Origin of the sequence: Paenibacillus sp. NPDC057886 (assembly GCF_042796655.1) — a bacterium.
Lineage (GTDB): Bacteria > Bacillota > Bacilli > Paenibacillales > Paenibacillaceae > Paenibacillus.
Genome location: NZ_JBHVMZ010000005.1, coordinates 370853 through 396191, shown reverse-complemented (window position 1 = coordinate 396191; position 25339 = coordinate 370853). Strand labels below are relative to the sequence as shown.

Genomic DNA, 25339 nt, shown 5'->3' with positions numbered 1-25339 from the left:
GGCCGCCTGTTAGGCGGCTTGGCGTGCAATTTCGTCGGAATTAATCGCTTCTCAAGCTGGCACTTACTGGCGGGCCGCCTGAATGATGACTTGTACGATCTTCAACTGTATTTCACACCGACTTTGTAATCGCTGTCAAATAATTAATACGGTGTATGAAGTTACTTGGCAGGCCCCAGATTGATCAAACTCACATCAGACAACGTGATGGTTGTATCTCCATCTTCTGTACCCGAAATGTTGCCCATGTCAAAAGAGAGTCGGGTGTTCGGATAGCTTTCCTCTGTTGCATCAAAAGTAAAGGTGAACTCCTGTTCTTCATTGTTCAGATCAATCTGTTCACCAAAGAAACCATGCCATTCATAATTCAATGCTACATCAACCCATCCGATGCCCAGGCCCAATTTTCGCGCCTTTTCGGCTTTGGCCTTAAACGTCAGCTTGTATTTGAAACCTTGCTGAATGCCAAATCCTTCGTTGATGACTTGACGATCCCATGGATTCTGCCCTGCATTTCCAATTTTCGCATGGAGCTGTTGATTGCTAACGTTCATCTCAAGGTTTTTTGAGCCCCCCTCTGCATACGTAAACCAACCTTCACTCCCTTTAGTGAAATCACCATTCGGAATTAGATTTACATGAGTGGGCTGTCCGCCTTGGTCTGCGCTCTGATTGACCTCAAATAACAACACATTTTGGATGGACATGGTATGTGGGCCGGTTGATGCAGGAGAGCCCAAGCCAAATGCAAGCACTGCTGCGTCATCCGTTGTATCCCCCATCGTAAATGTATAAGCATACTGCTGTTTGCTCTCGGTTAGCTGGGCTTGCTGTTCCATATACTTCGCATATTCACCAGCGCTCTGCGAGATTACGGTTTGCATTGTTTTTGGACTGGATGCCGATGCTTCGAATGTGAGCCGATATGTTTTGCCTGCATCAAGCTCAATCTGACTTTGTTGCAGCAAGGCATCCCACCAATTCGTGCTCGTGCCCGGTAAGTCAATCGTCATGCCTGAATTCTCTGTATTTGTGGCTGTCAGAACATTGGGGATCAACTCCCAATAATTTGGGTCTGCTGCAAGTTCTCCATTTTGAACTTTATTCTGTGAAATATCCACCCAGCGTGTATTATAATTTTCGCCTTCAAAATCAACATAATATTGGCTTCTTGCCGTTAAGGAAACGGGAGAAAAATAAACCGTTTTGTACGTCTGCCATCCACCCGTATCCCCAAGAATGAGGTCGGATTGAGCGACAGTGGTGCCATGTTCGTCCTTAATGCTGAAACGAACGTTCGAATCGCTTTTGCCACTGGCCATTCGGGCAGACAGTACGTAAAGGCCGTCATTAGCTACATCAATCTTGTATTGCAGCAGATCGCCTTTATCCATGTAACTGACATGCTTACCCCCTTCGACAGAATTCTCCAGTTGCAGTCCTTGCATATTCCAGGCTTCGGTTGCAGGCACATGTGCGTAGCCATTGACCGATACAGGTTTACCACGTTTCGTCAGACGAACATTGTCTACATAAGCTGTGCCCTTGGAGCTGCCAAATAAGAGTCTAAGCTCGGCATTCGCAGTCGACAATCCATCGCCAATCATGATTTCTCCGGCATACGTCTTCATCTCCTGGCCAAGCTGAAGATTCGTGCCCTGATGGACCTGAACGGAATGTCCGTCACTGCTTATCAGATCAATGTTCATACTCCGTGGGATATCTGCCTTAGCATCGAAGGAGAAGCCATATGTTGTATTCGCCTCCAGCTTCATATTCGGTTGGGTTACCGCAACCTGCTCAGGCTCACCATTCGTTTGCGTCACATCAACAACCAGTTGGCGCTCCATAATCGGGAATTTCGAAAAGTTATTTACGCTGATCCTGGCTAATGCACCCTCATGAATGTTGTTTGACCAGAATCCCAGACGTTCCTTGCCTTGATCAAAAGTTCCATTGAAGATGAAGTTGCCATCAGGCAGTGCATTCCGTTCCACAGTCAACGGGTCAGCGTCACTTACCTCTGCCAGACGGACATTCGCGAGCAGAACAGTTGATTCATCCAGCCCCAAATTAAATTCGAACCTGGCATTAGCATCAGAACCATCTCGCATGTTGAACGTATATTCGTAAGATTTCCAATCCGTTGAGACGGCAAATGATTGCTCCCCAGAATAGTTCGTCCAGCTTTTTTCGAATTGGGTTACTTTCGAGCGGATGGTACGGTCAGCAGATGCTTTGGCATCAAACTGTATCTTGTATTTTTTATTCTTCTTGACGAAGATCGGCATCTGTGTGAGCTGAACCGAATAATTTTCAGTTCCGGCTTTTGCAATGGCTACTTTCGCCGCTTTTCCTTTCTGCTCATCTTCAACAATGGTAACATCACCAGCTCCGCCAGCATTTGTAATGAACTGCCATTGAAGAGGAACACCGTTTGAGCCAGATCCTTCCTTAAACTGGTCATTATAGATCATATTCCCATCAGCTTGTGGTTCACGCAGCGGTTTTGGTTCTATTGGATTCAGGGTTACATCAGGCCATTGGTTTAAGTTTTTGTAAGAGTACACGCGCACAAAATCAACATTCATCGCTTCTGAAGTAAAATCGCTTTCCGGTGATCCCGGCCAGTCTCCTCCAACCGCCAAATTCAGAATAAGATAAAATGGACGATCAAATGGCGCAGGAAAAGTAAAATATTCCGGCTGACCCGCAGCCTTTGTCTGCCAGTTGGTCACTTCATGGTGCAGCTTGCCATCCACATAGAAACGAATCATGCCTGGAAGCCACTCCACCTGGAAATCATGATAATCATCAGCGAAGGATTTTCCTTCCGGGAGCGTGAGGCTACCCTGGTCGTGTCCATGAGAACCATCAGGCTTCACAGCGTCATAATGCAATGTGCTATATACCTTGTTGCTGCTCTCCTTGCCACCAATCAGCTCCATAATGTCAATTTCTCCAGACGCTGGCCATCCTCCATAATGCGCTTCAGCTGTCGGCATCATCCATATGGCTGGCCACATGCCTTTTTCTACAGGCAGCTTCGCACGAACAACCACCTTGCCGTAGGTCCAGTCGCCTTTCCCCATGGAAATCAATTTGCCGGAGGTGTAATCTTTACCGTTTTTCTGATCGCGTTTCGCTTCGATTTGCAAAACGCTTCGATTCTGATCCTTCACAATGCGAGCATTATCCGGGCTGTAATATTGCATTTCATTGTTATAGACCAGCCCCGTATCCTGCACAGTCCATTTGGAAGAATCGATCGCTGACCCGTTGAATTCATCATTCCAGACAAGCTCCCATTGATCATGGGGGATCGTCGTTGCAGGAATCGGTTTTTCACCTGACGGATTGCTTGGCGATGATGGTGTTGTTGGCGTCTGTCCGCCAGGAGCAGATGGAATTGAATCGTTCGACACATTTCCTGAATTACCAGGGGTAGATGGAACAGGCTGTTCAGTTTTACCCTTTATGGAGGTACGCAATCCTGGTTTAACCCTTTCTCCATTGACCACAACATCGCTCGCATCCACACTTAGATTGTTAATCTCACCTTTTGCGTCAATCCGGGTCTGTTGCGCCTCCGAGAGAACGGTCACGGAATCAATCAAGCTATTTGCGGATAGTTCTACGATGGCTTTCTGCATTATAATCATCTCTTGAATTTTGCTTCCTTTCGCAATGGCGACTCTGACGGGTTCCCCGCATTTGTCAATGACGATTCGATTCACCTTGGAGTTGCTAATATCAATGGAATGACTGCCCCCACCTTTAACTATGACACTTCCAGTAACGGTTACCCCCTGAAGCACAACGGAACCCTCTTCAATCCCTTCAGTGAGCAACAAGTTTCCGTTCACAATCGTGTTTTTTAACGTAATGTTGGATGTGCGCACAATCAAGTTGCCCTCTACCTTGGATTCATAAGTACCAGGTGAGGCTTTGACATCTGCAATCATGGAAGACAACAGTTCTGCTGTCTCCGCTCGTGTAATGGGGGATTTAGGATTTAATTTACCTTGGTACCCTTTTACAATATGTTCACCGACCAAATAAGTAAGCGCTTTCTTTGCGTAACTGGAAACATCATTGGCATCTTGAAACTTCAATAGTTCCCGATCCTTTTCTATACCGGTTGAAAGTTGAAACGCGCGATCCACCATGACAGCTGCATCCTGTCGAGTTATTGGCTCCTCTGGAGACAGATGTTCAGGATCAGTTCCCTGAATAATGCCGGACGAGATTGCACGTGTTAGCGCGTCATAATACCATGCTCCTGTTGCCGTGTCTGCAAATGAATTGGAGGTCTGGCCAGCTGTGAAGCCAAAAATTCGATCCAGAATCGAAACAAATTCAGCCCGGCTAATCACCTGATTTGGCTTGAACGTACCGTCTGTGTATCCTTGCAGTAAAGCCATACCTTGCATCCGCATGACAGCGGGCTGCGACCAGTGCCCGGTCAGGTCTTTATAGGAAACAGAGGAATGCAGGCTTTTCGCCTGCAAGTTCCCCGTTTCCGCTTGCCCCTGTAAACGTTCTGCTCCAGCGAATGCTGGCAAAACGAGTGAAGTCACTATACACCCTGCAACTATACATGCCAGTCCTCTTCTCATCTTACTTCCTCCCTCAGCTCTGTTGTCATTGCTTTGCCTTTCTACTCTTTAACTGCTCCAATGACGATTCCTTTGACAAAAAAGCGTTGCAAAAATGGATATACAAGCAGGATCGGAAGCGCACCGATAAAAATCTGTGCTGCGCGTACCGTTCGCTGCGAGATATTTTCCAGCATGGAAGGGTCCACATTAATTTTGCTGAGATCCTGCTGAACAATGATCGTCTGGAGCAGGGAAGCAAGTGGATAATTTTTTATATCAGACATATAGATCATGCCGTCAAACCAGGAATTCCATTGATATACCATGGTAAACAAGGAAAGCGTAGCGATTGCCGGAAGCGACAATGGAACGTAAACCAGAATCAATGTTTTGATGTGGCCTGCTCCATCCAAATAGGCAGCTTCTTCAAGCTCTTTTGGCAGTCCTCGAAAGAAATTCATCATGAGAATGACATTCCATACCGACAGGGCTCCAGGTAGAATAAGCGCCCAGATTGTATTCATCAAACCAAGCTTCTGTATAAGAATGTAACTTGGTATCAAACCGCCGCTGAACAAAATGGTGAATACAAAAAACCAGGTGTACAAGGAGCGGCCTTTAAAACTGAGGTCCTCCTTCGACAACGGAAATGCTGTAATCAGCATGATGACCATACCGATGATGGTAGCAATTATGGTTCGTTTGACCGATACCAGAAGGGAGTTGATAAAGTTCGAATTTCCGAATGTCTTTACGTAGGCGTCCGTTGTAAAACCGATTGGCCAGAAGCTGACCAGATTGGAGGACGCTGGCGCCATACTGCTGAATGAAACGGCTAATATATGAATGATAGGCAAAATGCAGAGCAATGATAAAATGCCAAGAAAAGTGTAATTAGCTATGCTGAATATTCGATATCCTCTAGTTTTATAATACAAGCCCTTTGCTCCTCTCTAAAAAACTCGATAATTGGCCAGTTTATAGGCCATTCTGTAAGATACAACAATCAAAATCGTAGCGACAACAGATTTAAACAATCCTACCGCTGTAGCAAAACTCATTTTCCCGTTTAAAATCCCCAGTCGATATACAAAGGTATCAATGATGTCCCCCTTGTCGTAAACGAGTGGATTATACAGGTTGAAGACCTGATCAAAGCCAGCATTCAGAATATTACCGATGGAAAGCGTCATAAGTACAATCGTAATCGGCATCAATGCCGGAACCGTAATGTGCAGCGTCTGCTTGAAACGGTTAGCCCCATCCACTTCAGCAGCCTCGTAAAGCGCAGGGTTGATCCCTGAGAGAGAAGCCAAAAATACAATCGTTCCGAAACCAAATTCCTTCCAGACGTCACTGACGATCAGCGTTATTCGAAACCACGTTCCATCTCCGAGGAAGAAGATCGGTTCTCCTCCAAGTGCAACAACAAGCTGATTCACCATGCCCCCTTGCGGAGAAAGAATGTCTAGCAAGATCCCGCCAAGAATAACCCATGATAGGAAATGCGGCAGATAAACGAGCGTTTGGCTCACTCTTTTAAAAGCAACCAGACGTACTTCATTTAATAAAATGGCAAACAAGAACGGAGCAAGCAGCCCGGCAACAATTTTGAAAAAAGCAATCACCAAAGTATTCCAGATTACTTGGCCTACATCAGGATATAAAAATAAATATTTAAAATTATCCCATCCTACCCATTTTGACTCTGTAAATCCAAGGTATGGTTTGAAATCCTGGAAAGCAATAACAATGCCCCCCATTGGTATGTACTGAAACACCAGCGCCAGTATAACAGCCGGAATGAGCATCATATGCAAGGTCCAGTTTCTTTGCATGTTCCATCGCTGCCTCACCCTGGTGGCACGCCGCTTGTGCGTCGTCTCTAAAGTATGTTCCTTCACCCCTACATCCCCCATGTCTATAAATTTGTATTTTACAAGTCATCGTGAACTTGTATATTAAAATTATAGCAATGGAAATTTGCAATCTATATCCTAATATTGCAACAACGATATCACTATTTTAATAAGATTGGGGAGGTCTCACTTTGCTCAGCCGTTTGAATGTGTTTACCAAAATTACATTGTTATTTGTAATGCTGCTTATCCTGGTGCTGTTCCTATACACCTACTCGAATAGAGAAAGTGTGCGCGTCATTGAACATGAGATTCAGAACAATACCATGAATCATTTATCCACTTTTGCTGATTCCGTAGAGTCCAATATCTACCAACTTTCTCTCTACGGGATGTCAATCGGACAGGATTCCAGCATTCAGGAATATCAGCGCCCCGACTACAAAGATGTTCCCTACGAACGCGTTAAAGCAAGTAGTGCCATTCTGGAAAAAATGAATCTGTACAACGCAGCAAGCAAATGGCACTCGACCATCACCCTGTATTTCCCACGCATGCAAAAAGTAATTTCAACCGACTATTATGCGTACATTCCTTACAGGGAAGATGAATTTAAGGAACCACTCTCGCAGTCATGGACTTATGCAAAAAACCGTTTTATCTGGTACACAGCCGAGCCAACCACCGCGATGGCCAAGCCAGATAAAGCCAAATTAATAACCAAAATAAGCTTCCCTGTCCATCATTTAACATTGTTACTCAATCAAAACAAGCTAAATAACAATGGTGATCCATTCATGTTTCATCCCGATTTCGGCTTAATCAGCAACAGTTCCGGAATGGATACGTTGAATGCGATCCAGTCCTCGCTGAAAGAAGCAAAACTGCAACCAAAGGGAGGATTCACCACCACACTGAATCAAACGGAGTATTATGTCTCGTATATTCAATCCAAAAGCCTTGGCTGGTATTATGTGGATTATGTGCCGATGCAGCAAATCCTTAGGCCAATTACAAGCAGTCGAAATCTCTTTTACGCGTCGATTGCTGTTCTGATTGTAATGAGCGTTCTAGTGCTGTATACACTCTATCGGAGTGTGCAGCTCCCTCTTCTACAACTGGTAAGAGGAACAAATCGCTTATCCACCGGGGACTTTTCCGTTCGTCTAAACTACACGGCCCGCAACGAATTCAGCCTGCTGTTCGCCCGTTTCAACATCATGGCACAGCGGATTCAGGAGCTGATTGAAAATGTATACGAGGAGAAATTGAGAAGCAGAGAAGCAACGCTAAAACAGCTACAATCCCAGATCAATCCCCATTTTCTGTATAACTGTCTGTTTTATATTAAAAATATGGCGAGGATGAAAAATGAAAAAGCCGTGGTAGCCATGGCACTTAATTTGGGGGAGTATTATCGGTACATAACAAGGTCTGAAAAAGACCTGGCAACCATTCGTGAAGAGTTGACCATGGTCGAAAATTATCTAGAGATCCAATCTCTTAGACTGGAGCGAATGCATTTTACAATCGACGTACCCCAAGCTATTTTAGATAAAACAGTGCCCAGATTGACACTTCAGCCGATCATTGAGAACGCTATTATTCATGGTCTTGAGCCTCGGTCCGAGGATGGTGAGATCAAGATCTATGCAGACTGCAAGGACGATGTGTATACTATTACGGTGGAAGACAGTGGACTTGGTATGAGTCAAGAGCAGTTGGATCAACTCAAATCTGATTTGCATAACCCCCTTGATGAGGACATGGGCTGCGGCACATGGAATGTCCATCAGCGTTTGTCCTTTATGTATGGTGAATCGGCAGGGTTGGTCTATGACCATTCTTCATTAGGTGGCGTTAAAGTCAACATCATATGGCACGACAATACAAACAAGTAGGTGAAGTACCCATGCTGCAAATATTATTAGTGGACGACGAACGTTCAGTTGTAGAAACTCTAGCCGAGACTATTCCCTGGGAAAGCTGCGGGATCGGTACGGTACATGAGGCTTTATCCGGGACTGTGGCACTCGAAATCATGGAAAATCACGACATTGATATCGTAATTACCGATATTCGTATGCCCGAAATGTCAGGCATTGCACTTATTACAGCGATCCACGAAAGATGGCCACATGTGCAGACTATTCTGTTATCCGGTCACGCCGATTTTGAATATGCGAAGCAGGCGATTGCGCAGGAAAGTTTTGATTATTTGCTAAAGCCTGTTAGTGATGAAGATCTGATCGAATCGGTTCAACGTCTCGTTAATCGAATCAAGCAAAGATGGGAAGTAGCGGCATCCCATCAAAAAGCCTTGCACGCATTTCAGGATAATCTGCCTTTGCTGCAATCCATAATGCTTAATGAATTATTGACCGGGAAAACCTATGATCAAAAGATATTGGCAGACAAGCTTGAACTGTTGGAACTGCCCTATTCGGTAGGAGAAGATCTCGGCATGCTGATCATTCGCATGGAGGAACATTTATCCGAGATGGCCCACAGCGACCTGGCCCTGATGGAATATGCCATCTGCAACATCATTAGTGAAGTAATGCATAATCATTTTCACACCTGGCATACGCGAGATGTCCATGATTACATCGTTGTTCTCGTCAGCATGAGACACCCAGCCACGATGAGCAATAACAAGAGTGAAACACCACAGACGCTGCTTGAGCAGTACGCTGCCCAAATTCAGACTAATGTTCAGTTGTACTTGAAGGGTGCAATCTCGATTTCCGTTTCCAATTGGGGAACGTTTCCTTACGAAATTGGAGAAATTTATGAACGAACAGTCATGTCCATGCGTAAACGGATGGGTCAAGTTCAAGGCTTGTTTGTGACAGCCTCCGATGAAACGGATGCCACTCCTCTCCATATGCTCAGATCTCTCTATCAGCCGCCAACGCTAAATAGCCTGTTGGAAGCAGGACGCTTTGAGGATGTGGAACAGAAAATCGAGCAAATTTTTGAGGAACTTCTGCATTCACATAAACATCATGATATCGCAGAGTCAACGACTGAAGTGTATTTTGCTATAGCTGGAGCATTTGCTTACATCATTCATAAAAACGGCAAGCAAATATCTTCTTTAATGCCGGCAGAGTCCTATCGCTACTTTCAAGCTCCCAGCTACTCTACCGCAAAGCAATTGCAGGACTGGTCTATTCGTACGCTCCATTACATACGCGACGATGCTGAACAAGAGCTGAAAGATAATCACAGCACCATTGTTCGCAGCGTAAAAAGTTTTGTGGATATGCATCTGGCATCAGACGTATCACTGCCTGCAATTGCTGACCACGTACACCTCCATCCTGTATACTTGTCCAAGGTCTATAAGGCGGAAACGGGAGAGGCTCTTACTGCATATGTGTACAGATTGAGAATGGAGAAAGCAGCATATTATTTGCGGACTTCAACAACCAAGGTATTTGAAATTGCCGAGCTTGTCGGTTACAACAATACCGCGTATTTCATTCGTGTATTCAAAAAATATTATGACGTTACTCCGCAAGAATATCGTGAAAACCTGCCCGTTTAAATGACGTAGCCATCCTGAAATCCAGACGGATTCTGCTCTTATCTAAATCACACAAAGAGGCATTGCCGGAGATCACCTCCTGCAATGCCTTTTTTGCGAATGTGGCTGAATGAATAAATTCATTGGCCCTGCCTCTTATTATTTTCCGCTTTTCACGGACTCATACCACTCGTTTACTTCTTTGGTGATTTGGTCCCCGCCAGAGGACTTCCACTTCTCTACAAATGAGTCGAACGCATCAACAGAGGTTTTGCCGTAGATGATCTGTGAGAAGGTATCCTTCTCCATCTTGGTCAAAATATCATTGTTCATCTGCATGGTCATCGTAGGCGCACCCGTAAACATTTGCTTGAGAACGATGTCCTTTTGATCCAGAACAATTTTGGCTGCTTCAACCATAGGTGTAGGTACACCTGATTTCAACTTTTGCTCAAATGGTGTTGTTGGTGCTTCACCATTTGCCAGTTTCGTCAAGGTGGTCATATTAAGACTTGGAATCCGTGCTCCATCAAAGGTCAGCGTATATTTCTCAGGAGCATAACCGCCTGTAAGACTTGCATCGGTGGACGGTTTACCGTCAACCATAACATAATCGTATCCTTCGGCGAATCCATGCTCAAACTCATCGCCTGCTTTTGGATTAGCATAATGATCAAACAGATAGTTCTGATAGGTGAAGAATGCTTCCGGATTCTTCATGTCTTTATTAATCAGAACAACACCATTCTCGTTTGGCGTACCATGTCTGCCCGCCTTGCCATCAGGACCTGAAGGAATAGGATACGCCTTGTATTCTGCCTCAGGGTTGTTTTTCTTCACATCCTCCAGCGGCCAGGATGGCATCCAGTGAGGACCCACCACAATTCCTGCCTTTCCGGCAGTGAATTCTTCAGAAGCCTTCGTTTCATCATAAACGCCAACTTCTTCCGGGATATATCCTTTGCTCATCCAGCTTTGCAATGTTGCCAGAGCCTGCTTCGCTCCTGGTGTCACTGAGCCGTATTCGAGTTTTCCGTCTTTGGTAAGGTTCCATTGGTTTGGCATTGTGCCATAAGCACCAAAGACCCATCCAGCATCAGACATCCAAGTGTTTACCCAGTTTTTGAACCCGATGGTCAGTCCGAAAGTATCCTTCTTTCCATTTCCATCAGGGTCTTGGTTCGTAAACGTTTCCATAATTACTTCGAGATCATCCAGTGTGTTTGGAGCTTTCAAGTTAAACTTCTTCATCCAGTCTTCACGAATCCACATAACAGGATCACCATTATAGGCATAATCCAAAATGGGAATACCGATTCGCTTGCCGTCTTGCATATATGGATACCATACCGAAGGATCTTCGTTAACGGCTGCTTTCCATGTATCGCTGGCATATTTATCGAATAACTCGCCAGCATCGATAAATTTACCGGATTCAATTAATTCGCGCACCAGGTTGAATTCACCACGATACGAGATGATATCCGGCATTTCCGCATTCGAAGCAAGGGAAAGTCGCAGCTTCGTCTCGAAAGCATTGTTGGTGGATGGAGATATCCACTGGTTTTTCAGCTCGATCCCCAGCTTTTCCTTCACCCATTTCGTATGAACGTTGTTGTCCTGGTCCTCGCCTGATTTGAATTTGACGTCTGGCCCCCATGGCCGCAAATACGTAATAGATACCGGCGGATCATATTTTCCGTTTTTTAGTTCCAGTGTTGCTGCTGGCGTGCTCGATTCTGCCTTCTTGTCCGCCCCGCTGCTGCTGCATCCACTTAGGACTGCTGATAGTGCGAACATGCCTGCCATTACCAGGCTGCCTACTCGTCTCTTTTTACTTGTGTCCAACTTAGTTCCCCCAGTCTATGTAATGTTGCTTACAGATTAATAATAATGAAGGAATGATATTTATGCCCATACTAATTTTGCAACATTTATTGCACTAATTTAGGATATTGGAAATTGAATACAAATCTTAAATAAATGCAACTTTACGCTATCATAAAGCAAAAACAGCCGTTAAACGGCTGCCTTTGTATACTAATTGCTCGTATATTTAACCCAATCGTATTCCGCATACAATGGATTCACTCCGTTGTATGGACCTAACCAGCTATCCACACCGGTTCCATTCCATAAATTCATCATGATTTTACCTGGTGTCTGAGGTATATTGGTGGTTGCGGTGTGCTTTAATACGCCATCCACATACCATTTGATATATCCGGGTTGCCAGTCAAAAGCATAGGTGTGGAACCCTTGGGATGCATCAAAGCCAAGATTAATAATCTTTTCATGATTACCAACCCCGTTTGTATAATAATTAAACTGAACTTTGGTCGTGTCTTTACCTAGAAATTCAATATCAATTTCATCCCATGGTGTGCCATGTGCAGGTCCTGTGTACGTAAAAAAGGAGGAGACGACGCCCGTGTTCTTGGCAGGTTTCATACTGACTTCATAAAGTCCGTACCCGTAAGTATTGATTGAACGATACTCCCCGCAATCAAACTTATTGTTTGCAGGACTTGTCAAACCGAGCTTGAGCTTACCATCGCTCGTGAAATTAACATTGTTGGCGCGCCAAGTGCAGTTAAACATTGCTCCATTGGAGTACCCGTCTGCTTTTTGCCAGGTGTTTGAATTAAAATAGCTTAGTGGTTCCCAAAAAACATACCCCGCGAAAGCGCTTACTGAAAAAAACAGAGAAACGATACCTGTTACCACCAAAGTGTACCAATACTTCCTCTTCATTACACACCTCCATGAATGATTCCAAACATGTAGTTGAGGCAAATTATCCACCGAAATACAGTTAGATCCTCTTGCCTCAATAAATTTGTAAAACGCTTACATGGTTGGTGTTTCCATTTTATATGGGTGTGGTTAGGTTAACTATAGCAAACATTAAAGAATTGATATTCATTTCTAAACATTTCTTTTCTGGAAGAGATAAATCTGATTACCTGAGTTCTTTGTTGCCTGATACAATGGCTACTGTCTCTTGAAAAGAAGTTGCGAAAAAAGATATAGACCATTTTTCCACACAGGCCAATCGTGAGCCCCGCTTTCCTCATGCCAGATATGAGGCACCTCATGCTGCTCCAGAAATTCGTGAACTCCCACACTGATATGCATGAGATTGTCTTGATCACCGCAAGAGAGCCAGAGCATGGAGAGAAGTGACGACGCCTCTAATGTATCAGGAACGAGCACTTCTGGGGCTTTGGTGTTTGGAGCTGCGGAAAAGGCGCCAACCCAGGCAAAATGGTTGAGATTGCCCAACCCAATATTCAAGGACTGGCCTCCGCCCATGGATAAACCTGCAATAGCCCGGTTTTCCCGCCCTGTCCGTGCCGGGTAGTTCGATTCAACAAAAGGGATTAAATCGTCAAGCAGATCTAACTCGAAACGTTCAAACGCTTGTATTTTTTCTGGATCAAACAGATCCCCCTCGGCCCTGTCATTTGGCATTGCACGGCCATTAGGGAGCACAACAATCATTGGCTCTAACTTGTTATCGTTATACATATTGTCCAGAATGATCTGTGGAGCGCCATGGTTATACCATTCGGCTTCGTCTCCACCGATTCCATGCAATAGATAAAGAACATTATACGTATTCTCCGAAGAAAATCCAGGAGGTGTATACACCATCACTTTACGCGGATTTCCCACGGTGGACGATGGGTATTCCACCTCCTCAATGATTCCGCGCGGTATATTCTCCCTATATTGGTCATATCCTTCTGGTGCTGTTATCATCTTCATTCTCCTCTCCTGAAATTGCATTTGACGCTTCTGTTAAGTTTGATGCCGTGGTTAATCGACATAGCCAAAGCCCAATATCGTAAATGATTTGTCCTCGTGACCTTCAGCCATTTCAATCTCAATGATGTGCTCTTTGGCATCCTTCTCATTAAACAGGAGCATGGCATGACAGTGCGTCCAGTTGATTTGATGCGGGTCGGCTTGTTTGAACAGCTCACCATCCACCCTTATGTTGGCGATCCCAAACTCTTCGCTTCCAGAATCCTTAATAACCAGAATGAGCCGCTTGCTCCGCAGGATCATCTTGAAGCTGCCAGCTTCACTCGCGCTCTCCCTGGTGTGCATCCAGTTATTGGGGAAATGCGGTGTGCCGAAGGAGTCATCATCCATCTCTGCCATTTGCAAATCCGTATCCGTTGCCCCAAAGCCCCCCACATCGATGCGAGCGACGCTGTCGCCATTCAGTCGATCCAACAGCTTCACATCCATAAAATCATTTCCGAACAGCGGAGGTTTATCAATCACATGATTCCCTTGGTCCAAGTCGGAACGATTCGTTACCTCAAATAGCCAGCCCAGACAATCGGCCATGATGAGATGCCCGGCATTGGTTGGATGATAGATGTCGTGGAAGTATTGCTCTTTGGAGATGATGCCGCCTTCCTCTCGGGTAAGTTGAAACTGCTCCACAACAGCATCTTTCACGCTTACCATCGGGAGGTTGTAATGCGAGCCTAAAGGTGCCAGCCGATCCTGAAGATTCCAGTCGCTCTTAAATACGCTGAATAGCAGAATGACAGCAGGATCATTATCAGCTCCAAGAGCTTGCAGGACAAGGCTCTCATAGCACGTTCCTTCCGTCTCATCGTCAGCATCGTTCACTGCGAACTCCACAACAACGATATCTGGCTGGACCGTCCCTTCTCTAAGTACATCCCGATGATAACGAATGATCCCAAGCTCGGAAGGCGTACCACCTAACCCGGCTTTAATTAAACGTAGTGGATTGTCATTTGTTGGAGCGAACGTTTTCTTGAAAAGTTGAAAGGATTGGTAGGAATAACAATTCATATGAATCGGTTCAGCCCCTGCGCCATGGGTAATAGAGCCACCGATGTATGCAATCGTTACAGGTTCACCTCGTTTTGTTTTCTCGATAGCTTTTTTCAATCTGGCATTATGGCCCTTATTCAACAACGATTTTGAAATCAGATCACGATAAGATTGCGACTCGAAGTCCAAAGGTGGCTCACTCGTGCCTTGCATGGTAACTCATCCTTTCCCAGATAAATAAAAGTAACAACGTGTCCTAAATATCATTTATATTTTTCTATCTCAAAGTGTAACGCTTTACATATAAACTGAACAACCTGTTAAATGCTATGTCTTCGCCTGACAAAGTATAGTTTTAATTCTGATCGTTTGCCTTCCGGCAGCACTTTGAATGTAATCTGTCAGGAAAATGTATAGGACTGACCAGCTTCTGCATCGAAGGAAATGTACTCCAGGCCAGGTCCTTCCAACTGGCAAGGACCGGTGATTGTACTTTTTACAGTCACTGCTGTAATTTCCCCCATCATCCAGGAGAAATCAAGTGTATAACCGCCCCGCGCCCTGAGCCCTTTAACACTCCCTTCATGCCAGCTGGCAGGTAAGGCTGGCAGAAGCCGAATCACGTCGGTGTGGCTCTGCAATAACATCTCGGCAATTCCCGATGATCCACCGAAGTTGCCGTCAATCTGAAACGGCGGGTGATTGTCAAAAAGATTAGGCAGCGTTGAATGCTCCAAGAGAGCTCTGACATTTTCGTGTGCCTTCTCCCCATCCTGGAGTCGTGCCCAGAAATGAATAATCCAGGCCCGGCTCCACCCGGTGTGTCCGCCGCCATTGGCAAGCCTGCATTCCAGCGTATTACGTGCAGCCTTTGCCAATTCAGGTGTGTGTTCTGGAGTGAAAAGTTCTCCAGGGAACAACCCGAATAAATGGGAGATATGGCGGTGTCCTGGTTCCACTTCTTCGTAATCCTCCATCCATTCCTGAATTTGACCGCTTTTGCCGATTTTCGGCTTCGGGATCCGCTCCAATGCAGCAATAAGTTCTTTCCGGAATGAATGGTCTCTCCCAATCAACTCGGCACTCTGGATGCAAGCATTGAACAGTGCTTCAATGATCTGAAAATCCATTGAAGCACCTACACAAAGCACCCCAATCTCGCCACTAGGCAGCTTGTAACTGTTCTCGGGAGAAACGGATGGACAGGTAATCATGCGTCCTTCTGTATCCTCAATCAGATAGTCAAGGAGGAATTGTGCAGATTCTTTCATGGTTTCATAGGCCTGTTCCAAGAAAATACGATTCTGACTAAAACGATAATGCTCCCATAAATGCAAGCATAACCAAGCAGCGCCCATCGGCCAAAAGGAAGCTGGAAGGTAGGTATCCTGAGGCGCCGTGTCTGCCCAAATATCCGTGTTGTGATGTGCCACAAATCCTTGGCAACCATACATTACCCTGGCCGTAATTCGGCCCGGCTCCCTCATTCGCTCAATCAGATCGAACAATGGCTCGTGACACTCTGCGAGATTGCAGTTCTCGGCCAGCCAGTAATTCATTTGTGCGTTAATGTTGATCGTAAATTTACTATCCCATGGCGGCGTAAAACTGTCATTCCATATACCTTGAAGATTTGCAGGCAAAGAGCCTGGCCGGCTGGAGGAAATGAGCAGATAACGACCAAACTGAAAATAGGTTTCGATCAATCCGAGGTCCTCTTCTTCATTTTGGAACTCTTCTAATCTCTTGTCGGTTGGAAGATCATTACGATCAGACCTGCTGTTCAGATTCAATGCAACCCTGTTGTACAGTTCACAATAATCCGAAGTATGCCGCGCAAGCAGCACATCATAAGGAGTCTGGCCAAGCTCTTCTAGGCGAAGTTTACTGTATAATTCCGGATCTTTATGGCGGAAAGTCGTTCCGGCAGCAAGTATCAGTGTGACCGAGGTCGCGTCCTCCACCAGCATGTACTCGCCAAGCAGCCGGCATGCGCCTTCATTTGGTATCGCTTTCATAACAGCTGCAAAAGAATTCCCCTCTTTGCCGCCGCATTCACCAAGCATGATTAGTCCGCTCTGCTCCCACTTCTTTGTTTTCTCCATATACCTCCACTTCTGTCGGTTAAATCGAGCTTTCATCGATAGGGCATTCTTCGTATCCGCGGAAATTCGGATGATGATGGCTTGATCCGGGTGGCTGGCAAACACCTCACGTGAATAACGGATTTCATTGACCCGATAGTTAACCCTTGAAACGCCCCGGTCCAAATCAAGTTCCCGAACATAGTCCTCGACAGGGCCATCATGATGGCCAAATGATAACTGCAGCTCACCAAGTGGCAAATAATGTCGCTGCGCTTCTGGAAGTCCGGCCATCGTCATGGACGCAATCTCTTCAGCCTCACGAAGTTTCCCTTCCGTAATTAACTTGCGGATATGCGGCAGATTAGGCAACGCATCTTCATTATTACGATCACGAGGTCCACCGTACCACATGGAGTCCTCATTCAATTGCAAGCGCTCCTCAGCTACACCTCCAAATATCATTGCACCAAGACGACCATTTCCGATTGGCAAAGCCTCGTTCCACACCTCGGCAGGTTTGCTGTACCACAATCGATGATCTCTTTGAATCGATTCTTTCATTGTGCACCTCCAATATATATTCGATGAAATTTATAAGAGTTTGACCTAATTTTAACACCCAAATAAGGAAAGAAAATGACGTATTCCAGCAGATCAGTACTCTTTCATGACCCGTAGGTTCGATAGAGATGATTCATTGGAAATTTCACTTCGATATGACACCATTAGATTATTGCGCATATTTTTCTTCAGGCCAATCGTTCAGGCGGATATACTATAATTTTTCGGGATAAGGCTTTAATTTGATCACTAACTCGCATGCTATACTTTAGAGAGTACGATCGACTAAGGAGGAAAAGAATTTGTCACACATATTTGAAGGCACTTACAATACTTCGGAATACAGAAATCTGTTTTTGGAAAACGGCTACACCGACGAAGAAATTAGAGCGAAAATCGAGGACACTTGGACCGAATTGTTCTACGGTGACCCCAATACGCGAATATATTACCCCATGGATGAGGACAAAGGATACTTCCTCGATACCGGCAATCTCGATGTTCGCTCGGAAGGCATGTCCTATGGCATGATGATGGCTGTGCAAATGGACAAAAAAGAAGAATTCGATCGACTCTGGAATTTCTCGAAAACATTTATGCAGCATACCGAGGGCCGATATAAGGATTATTTTGCATGGCACTGCAAACCTGACGGCACGCGGATATCGCAAGGTCCTGCCCCAGACGGGGAAGAATTTTTTGCCATGGCCCTGTTCTTTGCCTCCAACCGATGGGGGGATGGAGCGGCGCCATATGATTATGCGGACCAAGCGAGAAAAATACTTCACGCCTGCGTGCACCAAGGTGAACATGGTGAGGGCGATCCCATGTGGGACCCGGAAACCAAATTAATCAAATTTATACCGGAATCACCGTTTAGTGACCCGTCTTATCATCTGCCTCATTTTTATGAACTGTTTGCAAAGTATTCGGATGAGGGCGACCAAGCCTTCTGGAGAGAGGCTGCAGCAGAAAGCCGGGCGTATCTGCACAAAGCCTGTCATCCGGTGACCGGACTCTCGCCCGAGTATGCCAATTTTGACGGTACACCCGCACCGCCCCAGCCTCATGGAGACTTCAGACATTTCTACAGCGATGCGTACCGGGTTGCGGCAAACATCGCCCTTGACTGGGAATGGTTCCGCAAAGATCGCTGGCAAGTGCAGCAGTCCAATCGATTACAGGCATTCTTCAGTGACATTGAAGTATCCGATTATCGTCGTTATACCATCGAGGGTGAACCTTTCGACGAGCCATCGCTGCATCCCGTTGGACTTCTCGCCACCAATGCCATGGCTTCTTTGGCCGCGGACGGTCCACATGCCAGCCAGTTCGTACAGCAGTTTTGGAACACCCCACTCCGCCAAGGTGAGCGCAGATACTATGACAACTGTCTGTACTTCTTCAGTTTGCTGGCTTTGAGTGGCAATTATCGCATCTATTAATGCGATCCACTGTGAACATTGGTATTAACTTGCCGTAAAAATTCAAATAAGAACGGACCTGATTCGCAGGGAATGCGAAGCGGGTCCGTTTTATTAGGAAGAAGGACTCTCTGTGCTTCCATACTTATTTCTCACGCTCAATTTCTTTCCGTGTACTCAAGATTTAGATCGAACTTACTTGGAAATGGATGAAGAATCATACGAAGACTGCATTATTTCCAGGTAACGCTTAATGTTCAGTCCCTCCAACCCTTTCACGTAATCATCCCAATCCTTATCCAGACTCTTCGCCCCAGTAATGAATTGCAGGGCGTTCTGGTCAATATAATCTTTGAGATTCGTCTGCATCATGCTTGTTTCATCTGCATTTGCCGGATCAACCCATAGTGCCCAATGCGGAAATACTTCATCGGGTTCCTTGCCTTCCATCAGCAGTGTCGCCTCATATAGTCGGCGCTCATAACCGTCACCCGCATAGATATCCTTGCCTTGCACTTCGGCATCACGGTATGCTCTGTGGTGATTGTACTGACTCAGCGCACCCCAGCTGTCATTACGCGGCTCCTCTCCCGAGGGGAGCGGGATTGATTTGTAGAGTGGCTGCACCTGATCATTCAGGGCCACTTCTCCTTCTTGTGGCTTGCGCCAGCTTGTGCCCTCTTCACCCAGATAAGCGCCCATGGCTCCTTCCTCTGTGTAGAGATAATCCAGCATTTGTATGGCTGCAATCTGCGTTTCCTCGCTTGCCTTGTTTGTCAGTACAAACGATGCTCCGGGATCAATTGGATAGTTATAGGTCGCATAATTGGCATGCGGCCCTTTCAGCGGAGGGATCGGATTGTAATCCTTCCCATACGGAGAATCCTCGGCAGTATTTACAAAAAGAGACGGGTGCATTGCCGCACCTGCACCAAGAAGTTGGGCATCCGCGTTATCTCCGATTTTTTTGAAAGCCCCAACATTTTGCGTGAAAGCCCCGGGGTCGATCAGACCGCTATCGTATAGGGATTTGATATAGGCAAGTCCTTCCTTCCACTCCGGTTTGCTTGCAACCGTCTCAACCCGGCCATCCTTTGCAATGAGATAGGTCCTGTCATCGTCGTAGATAAAACCGTTCATCAAATACGGAATGATGTGCACGCCGAAATTTTCAATAGACCCGCTAAGAGGAACTTCATCAGCTTTGCCGTTGCCGTTCGGGTCCTTTGTTTTGAAAGCTTCCAGCACTTCCTTGAATTCCTCTGTCGTTGCGGGCTCGGATAAGCCGAGCTGTTTCAGCCATTTGGTATTCATCCACATCTTGTTCGGATAGGAACAGTGGAAGCATTCATTCAAGCCCGTCAGACCGTAAATATTGCCATCGGGAGCCGTATTCATCGCTTTATAGTATTCACTGCTGTCCAATACCTTTTTGATATTCGGCGCATATTGGTCAATCAGATCGTTGAGCGGCACAATGACACCTTGCTGGCCAAATTTCAACAAGTCTGTTTGTGAAAAACGGTCCACCCATGGAATGAGCAAATACAAGTCCGGGTAGTCACCCGAGGCCAGTGAGATCTGTCTTTTTTCAGCAGCACCGTCAAAAGGAACGGTCGTCCAGTTCATCTGAATGTTGAACTTCTCTTCCATTTTTTTTGTGAATTTGTTTGTTTGAAGGTTGGTATCCGAGCTTTGATGAGCAAACACATTAATGGAAACTTTGTCGCCGGATGAAGTACCGTCTCCCTCTTTCCCGCTACCTCCACTTGAGGATGAACATCCCGCCAGCGCCACAGACAGAAACAGCAAACAAGCAAGTACGAATGATCCTGTTTTTCTCAAAAAGACCCTCTCCCTTACGAATGATTGTAGTAAACTAGCCCTTGACGGAGCCAATCAACATGCCCTGAACGAAATACCGCTGCACAAACGGATAGATGACGAGTACAGGCAAGCTGGCCATCACAATCAGTGAGAACTTCATCAACTCGGCCATTTGCTGCTGCTTCACCATCTCTCCCGCATCCATGTTTCCGGTACCATTGCTCAAAATCAGAATGCTGCGGAGAATCAACTGAAGCGGATAGAGTGATTGTGATTTTAAATAGATCAGAGCATCAAAATATGCGTTCCACTGCCCAACGGCATACATCAGTGACAGAACGGCCACAATGGGTTTGGCCAGAGGCAGAATGACGCTGAAAATAAAACGGATATCACTGCATCCGTCAATATCAGCTGCCTCGGATAACTCATCCGGGATCGAATTCTGAAAAAAGGTGCGTGCGATGATCACTTGCCATACCCAAATGGCATTCGGAATCAGTAGCGCCCAGCGAGTATCGATCAGTCCCATGGATTTGACCACCAGATAGGTTGGGATCAATCCCCCGGAGAATAACATGGTGAACGTGATGAACATCATAAGAGGGCTACGCCCAACAAAGGTCTTTTTGGAAAGTGGATAAGCAATCATAATTGTCAACGCTACACTAATCAGCGTTCCTGTTGCGGTATAGAATAACGAATTGGCGTAACCCATGATAACCTGATCATTGCGTAACACCGATTTGTAACCGTCGAGTGTCAGGTCAATGGGCCACAACCAGACTTTTCCGGAGGAAACTGCTGTTGGGCTACTCAGAGAAGAGCTTACGATATAGATCAACGGATAGAGTACCGCAATCAGGACTACAGCCAGAACGACGTAGATGATAGCTATAAACACTCGGTCCCCAAAGGATTCTCTGATTGTGCTCCTGCCATTAACCAATGAACGATTGGCATTGGATTGCAACTTGCTCATCTTATGGACCCCCTCCCTTTTGCCGCATTACCACAAGCTTGTATTGGACAGACGCTTGGCGGCAGCATTGACTGTTAACAGCAGAACCAGGTTAATTAGTGAGTTGAAGAGGCCAACAGCGGTAGCAAAGCTGTAATTGGCGTTCAGCAAACCCATCTTGTACACATATGTGGAGATAATTTCGGAAGCGGACAGGTTCAGTGGATTTTGCAATAAATATATTTTTTCGAATCCGACCGCCATAATATTGCCAACACTCAGGATTAGGATAATCACTGCCGCCGGCAGAAGGCCGGGCAGATCGATGTTCACCATTTTCTGAAATCGGTTAGCACCGTCAACCTTGGCAGCCTCGTACAATGAAGGATCAATTCCCGCAAGCGCTGCCAAATAGATGACCGCCGAATAACCCATGCTCTGCCAGACATCAGAAAATACATAGATGGACCGGAACAGCCCAGGTTCCCCAAGGAAATTAACTGCTTCAAAACCCAGTGCCCCTGCAATCGTGTTAACAATGCCTAGCCTCGGGGATAGGAACAGCATGATGATGGACACCATGACAACCGTAGAAATGAAGTAAGGTGCATAAGTAACCATCTGTACCATTTTCTTGAATCTGGCGTTCTTGACTTCATTTAACGCCAACGCCAGCAATATAGGAATCGGAAAACCAACAATCAGACTGTAGAACGAAATATACAGCGTGTTTTTGATCAGGGTTGCGAATGCGGGGTTTTGGAAAAGCAACTCAAAATATTTGGTGCCTACCCAGGGACTTCCCCAGATTCCCTTGATCACGTTGTAATCCTTGAAAGCAAGCACTGCGTTAACCATAGGTACATACTTGAAAATGATAAAGTATGCGACGGGAGGAATAATCAGCAAGTAAAGCTGCCAGTGCCTCCTCCAGCTCTTGGACAGGGCCAGCTTCAATGCAGATCGCCTGCCTTCTTTAACAACCGTTTTGCCATTCGAAATTGTCGTTCTCAGAGTCATCCCCCCAGTAGGTAGCCTATCTGAAACAAGGCCCTCCTTTTTTGATAGCGCTTTCTTGTCCGTAATCATAAGAGTGCATCCCCGGTTGCGTAAAGGTACACTTTACAAAACAAGGTACGATTCCAGTAAAAGAAGGCTGGGAAGCCTGATATTCATTTGAACTAAGCCGGGATTTCCCTGTGGTTTCCGCTTTGTTTTGTGCGATGGATGCGTCCAACTATATCTAAATTTGATCTTCCATCTGTCGAAATGCACTAGGCAAGACCCCCCGGACCCGTTTGAAGGCTCTTCGGAACGAATGCGCGCTGTTATACCCGGTTGTCAGGGCAATCTCATCAATCGTCTGCTGACTCTCACGTAGCAGTTCAGCGGCTTTGTTGATTCGCACGACCTCCACATAATCGGAAAGGTTTTCCCCGGTATGCTCCTTGAATAACTGAGATATATACTTTTCCGGTTTGCCCATATGTTCCGCAATCCGGTACACCGTCAAGTTTGCATCAGCATAACGTTCCTGGATATAAGTAATTGTTTCGTTAACAAATCCGGCATGCATGTTGGATTTTTTTCGTTGTACGTCTTGGCATACGTCTTTCGCCAGATGATGGAACTTGCCCTGAAGTATGGCAACATTATCCGTCACCTGAATCGCCGAAACCCGATCCTTGAGCTCCTCCACAAGCGATTCGTTCAGCATAATTTTGGGTTCCAGCTTCAGAAATGTTCCCTTCAATTCCATGATGAACTGCTGTGTCATGTCATACGACAGCTCTCGCTCTGTAAAGTTTCGGCTGAACAACTGATCCAAAATACGGTTTGATTCTTCCAGTTCTCCCGCCTTGAGCGTATTAAGCAGCCGCTGTTCAGACTCAATCGGATAGTAGTACAAATCAGTTTCCTTCACGACGTCCTCAAATCTCACCAGATGCTCAGTTCCCATGTGTATGGCATATTCCAGCGCTTGTCTGGCCTCGTTGAACGAACGGCCAACGTCATTCCATACATCGTAAGCGGAGCCCATTCCGATGGTGGTCGATACCCGGTAATCGTGGTACACAGAATCCATCCGTTTGCCCAGTTCGGCTTCACATGTGCGCAAGGCTTTATCCGAAGGCTCCTCGCTAAGCAGTTGCACAAAAGCGATTTGATCCGTTCCCCAGTCTGTTATCAAAATATCGGCATTCCATGTTGTCATGGCCTCCCGTACGATTAACCTCGCAACGCTTAGTTCTTGAATAATTTCTTCGCTATCCGGACTGCCATATCCCTCCACCTTCAGGATTCCCACAACCCCCCGGCTGGTATGGAGGGAAATTCCTGTCTGGGAAGAGATCGCCTCCAACTCGCGGGTGGTGTAAAACTCGCCGGTCAGCAGACGCTTGATGAACCCATCCCGCAGCATTGGTAGCTGCTCATTTAATGCGTTCTTGAGAAGATGGTTGTTGGTAATAAGGCTGGTAATGTTGCTTGCCAAAAAATCATATTCGTTGCGAGTTTTTCCATGCAGCCCAATATCCTGTTCCCTGAACACGGACAGAAGCCGATGAATCGGCGCACTGTTTCGGTAAGCCAGTAAAAGCCCGATCAACAACCCGAAACCAAGTGTTGCCAGCGTAAAGGTAAAGGTGACCTGCTTGATTTGGTCTGCTTTTACCATAAGCGCACGTTCGGGAATGCCAGCCATGTAATTCCAGCCGTTTTGATTGGAGCGAATGGAAATTAGCAGACGTCCGTCGCCCATAGGCTTCACTTCATCATCTTTGCCGGCAGGGATAACCTTCAAGTTTTTCGCCTCGGCTTCATTCAGGCCGCGCGAAAAAATGATATCCCCTTTAGAATCTGTCACCAGTGTCCAACCTCCATATTGCTCCACGATATGTTGAGTCAGGTTCGCCATCTGATTCTCATCAATCATGACGCCAATTGTAGCCTGTGGTTTGTTGAAGCTGTTTAAAGGAAGCGACTGAAGAAACGTGATGGCAGGAGCGTCCACAAGCACATTGCTGCGAATCTCATGCTTGTAGTTTCGAAGGGGAATAATTTCGTTTAAATGTGGCTTTTTTAAGATGTTCTCTTTCCAGTCTTCGAATGTCATGCCTTCCAGCGGGTTGGCAGCATAATAATGTTCAGGTCGGTAGTAAACCGTCGTAGGCGTAATAATGACGTTATAGTTCGGAATATAGATGAAGAAATGAGTCAAATAATCATTGGTGCTGCTGTACATGGACAGACTGCGCTGCATACGACTCAAACCGTAGACATTATTAGTATCGTGCGGCTTAGGATCAGCTATTAAACGGTATAAATCCTGATTAATCGCCAACTGTCTCGTGAAATCCTCAACCAGCATGAGATTTCGTTCAATAATTTCCTTGCTCAGGTTGAGCGATTTGATGCTGTTTTCAATAGAACTTGTCCTTGCTGCTTCAATGGATGCTTTGTAGGAGGCATATCCGGCGATTTGAGGAATCATGAGAATAATGAGATATGAAATCATAAATCTGCGAAACAACGGCGAGAATTTGGACCATAGGCGCTGCATATGTACCCCCTTCTTTGGTAAGCGTTTACAAAAGTATTCTGTTAATGATACACCTTTTATTTGCACAAGGTGAAGGTACAACTTCTTCTTTTTGGTACAAA

At 45.8% G+C, this 25339-nt stretch carries 15 protein-coding genes; 3 read left to right on the top strand and 12 right to left on the bottom strand.

From position 1 onward, the window contains the following. Window positions 1-161 precede the first annotated feature (161 nt). The 3 genes from ACFVQB_RS18975 to ACFVQB_RS18965 are packed head-to-tail and all read right to left on the bottom strand — an operon-like array spanning window position 162 to window position 6439. Window positions 162-4619: a carbohydrate binding domain-containing protein gene (locus tag ACFVQB_RS18975; protein WP_379442131.1), complete on the bottom strand. Its 4458-nt coding sequence runs from the start codon at window positions 4617-4619 to the stop codon at window positions 162-164. A 41-nt stretch (window positions 4620-4660) separates the two neighbouring features. Then, window positions 4661-5539 (bottom strand): carbohydrate ABC transporter permease, encoded by an 879-nt coding sequence (locus tag ACFVQB_RS18970; protein WP_379442128.1) that lies wholly within the window; start codon window positions 5537-5539, stop codon window positions 4661-4663. Window positions 5540-5554: 15 nt separating this feature from the next. Then, window positions 5555-6439, bottom strand: a complete 885-nt coding sequence (locus tag ACFVQB_RS18965; RefSeq protein ID WP_379442895.1) for an ABC transporter permease — start codon at window positions 6437-6439, stop codon at window positions 5555-5557. 212 nt (window positions 6440-6651) lie between these two features. Here ACFVQB_RS18965 and ACFVQB_RS18960 point away from each other — a divergent pair, with 212 nt between their 5' ends. Continuing rightward, on the top strand, window positions 6652-8361 hold the full coding sequence (locus ACFVQB_RS18960) for a sensor histidine kinase (protein WP_379442125.1): 1710 nt from the start codon (window positions 6652-6654) through the stop codon (window positions 8359-8361). A gap of 11 nt (window positions 8362-8372) precedes the next feature. Continuing rightward, a complete protein-coding gene (locus ACFVQB_RS18955) occupies window positions 8373-10013 on the top strand; it encodes a response regulator (RefSeq protein ID WP_379442122.1) in 1641 nt (546 codons plus the stop codon). Between the two features lie 138 nt (window positions 10014-10151). On the opposite strand, the gene ACFVQB_RS18950 is transcribed toward ACFVQB_RS18955, so the two are convergent. From ACFVQB_RS18950 to ACFVQB_RS18930, 5 genes are all read right to left on the bottom strand, one after another. Then, entirely contained in the window at window positions 10152-11801 is a 1650-nt protein-coding gene (locus tag ACFVQB_RS18950) for an extracellular solute-binding protein (protein ID WP_379442891.1), read from the bottom strand. A gap of 231 nt (window positions 11802-12032) precedes the next feature. Next, the gene (gene bglS / locus ACFVQB_RS18945) at window positions 12033-12746 is read right to left on the bottom strand and encodes a beta-glucanase (RefSeq protein WP_379442119.1); all 714 of its coding nucleotides are present in this window, start codon (window positions 12744-12746) and stop codon (window positions 12033-12035) included. A gap of 240 nt (window positions 12747-12986) precedes the next feature. After that, complete coding sequence (locus ACFVQB_RS18940) at window positions 12987-13763, bottom strand: alpha/beta hydrolase (protein WP_379442111.1); 777 nt, start codon at window positions 13761-13763, stop codon at window positions 12987-12989. 51 nt (window positions 13764-13814) lie between these two features. Then, window positions 13815-15029, bottom strand: coding sequence for an SGNH/GDSL hydrolase family protein (locus tag ACFVQB_RS18935; protein ID WP_379442108.1), 1215 nt, complete (start codon window positions 15027-15029; stop codon window positions 13815-13817). Window positions 15030-15217: 188 nt separating this feature from the next. Then, window positions 15218-17464, bottom strand: a complete 2247-nt coding sequence (locus ACFVQB_RS18930; RefSeq protein WP_379442104.1) for a glycoside hydrolase family 95 protein — start codon at window positions 17462-17464, stop codon at window positions 15218-15220. Window positions 17465-17766: 302 nt separating this feature from the next. On the opposite strand from ACFVQB_RS18930, the gene ACFVQB_RS18925 reads away from it, so the two are divergent. Next, the gene (locus ACFVQB_RS18925; RefSeq protein ID WP_379442100.1) at window positions 17767-18909 is read left to right on the top strand and encodes a family 8 glycosyl hydrolase; all 1143 of its coding nucleotides are present in this window, start codon (window positions 17767-17769) and stop codon (window positions 18907-18909) included. Window positions 18910-19083: 174 nt separating this feature from the next. Here the strand turns inward: ACFVQB_RS18925 and ACFVQB_RS18920 are convergent, their stop codons facing one another. From ACFVQB_RS18920 to ACFVQB_RS18905, 4 genes are all read right to left on the bottom strand, one after another. Continuing rightward, window positions 19084-20733 carry an ABC transporter substrate-binding protein gene (locus tag ACFVQB_RS18920; RefSeq protein ID WP_379442097.1) on the bottom strand — a complete coding sequence of 550 codons (1650 nt, stop codon included), beginning with the start codon at window positions 20731-20733 and terminating at the stop codon, window positions 19084-19086. A gap of 34 nt (window positions 20734-20767) precedes the next feature. Then, complete coding sequence (locus ACFVQB_RS18915) at window positions 20768-21697, bottom strand: carbohydrate ABC transporter permease (RefSeq protein ID WP_379442094.1); 930 nt, start codon at window positions 21695-21697, stop codon at window positions 20768-20770. Between the two features lie 27 nt (window positions 21698-21724). Continuing rightward, complete coding sequence (locus ACFVQB_RS18910; protein WP_379442887.1) at window positions 21725-22579, bottom strand: ABC transporter permease; 855 nt, start codon at window positions 22577-22579, stop codon at window positions 21725-21727. 340 nt (window positions 22580-22919) lie between these two features. After that, a complete protein-coding gene (locus ACFVQB_RS18905) occupies window positions 22920-25238 on the bottom strand; it encodes a helix-turn-helix domain-containing protein (protein ID WP_379442090.1) in 2319 nt (772 codons plus the stop codon). Between the last annotated feature and the right edge of the window lie 101 nt (window positions 25239-25339).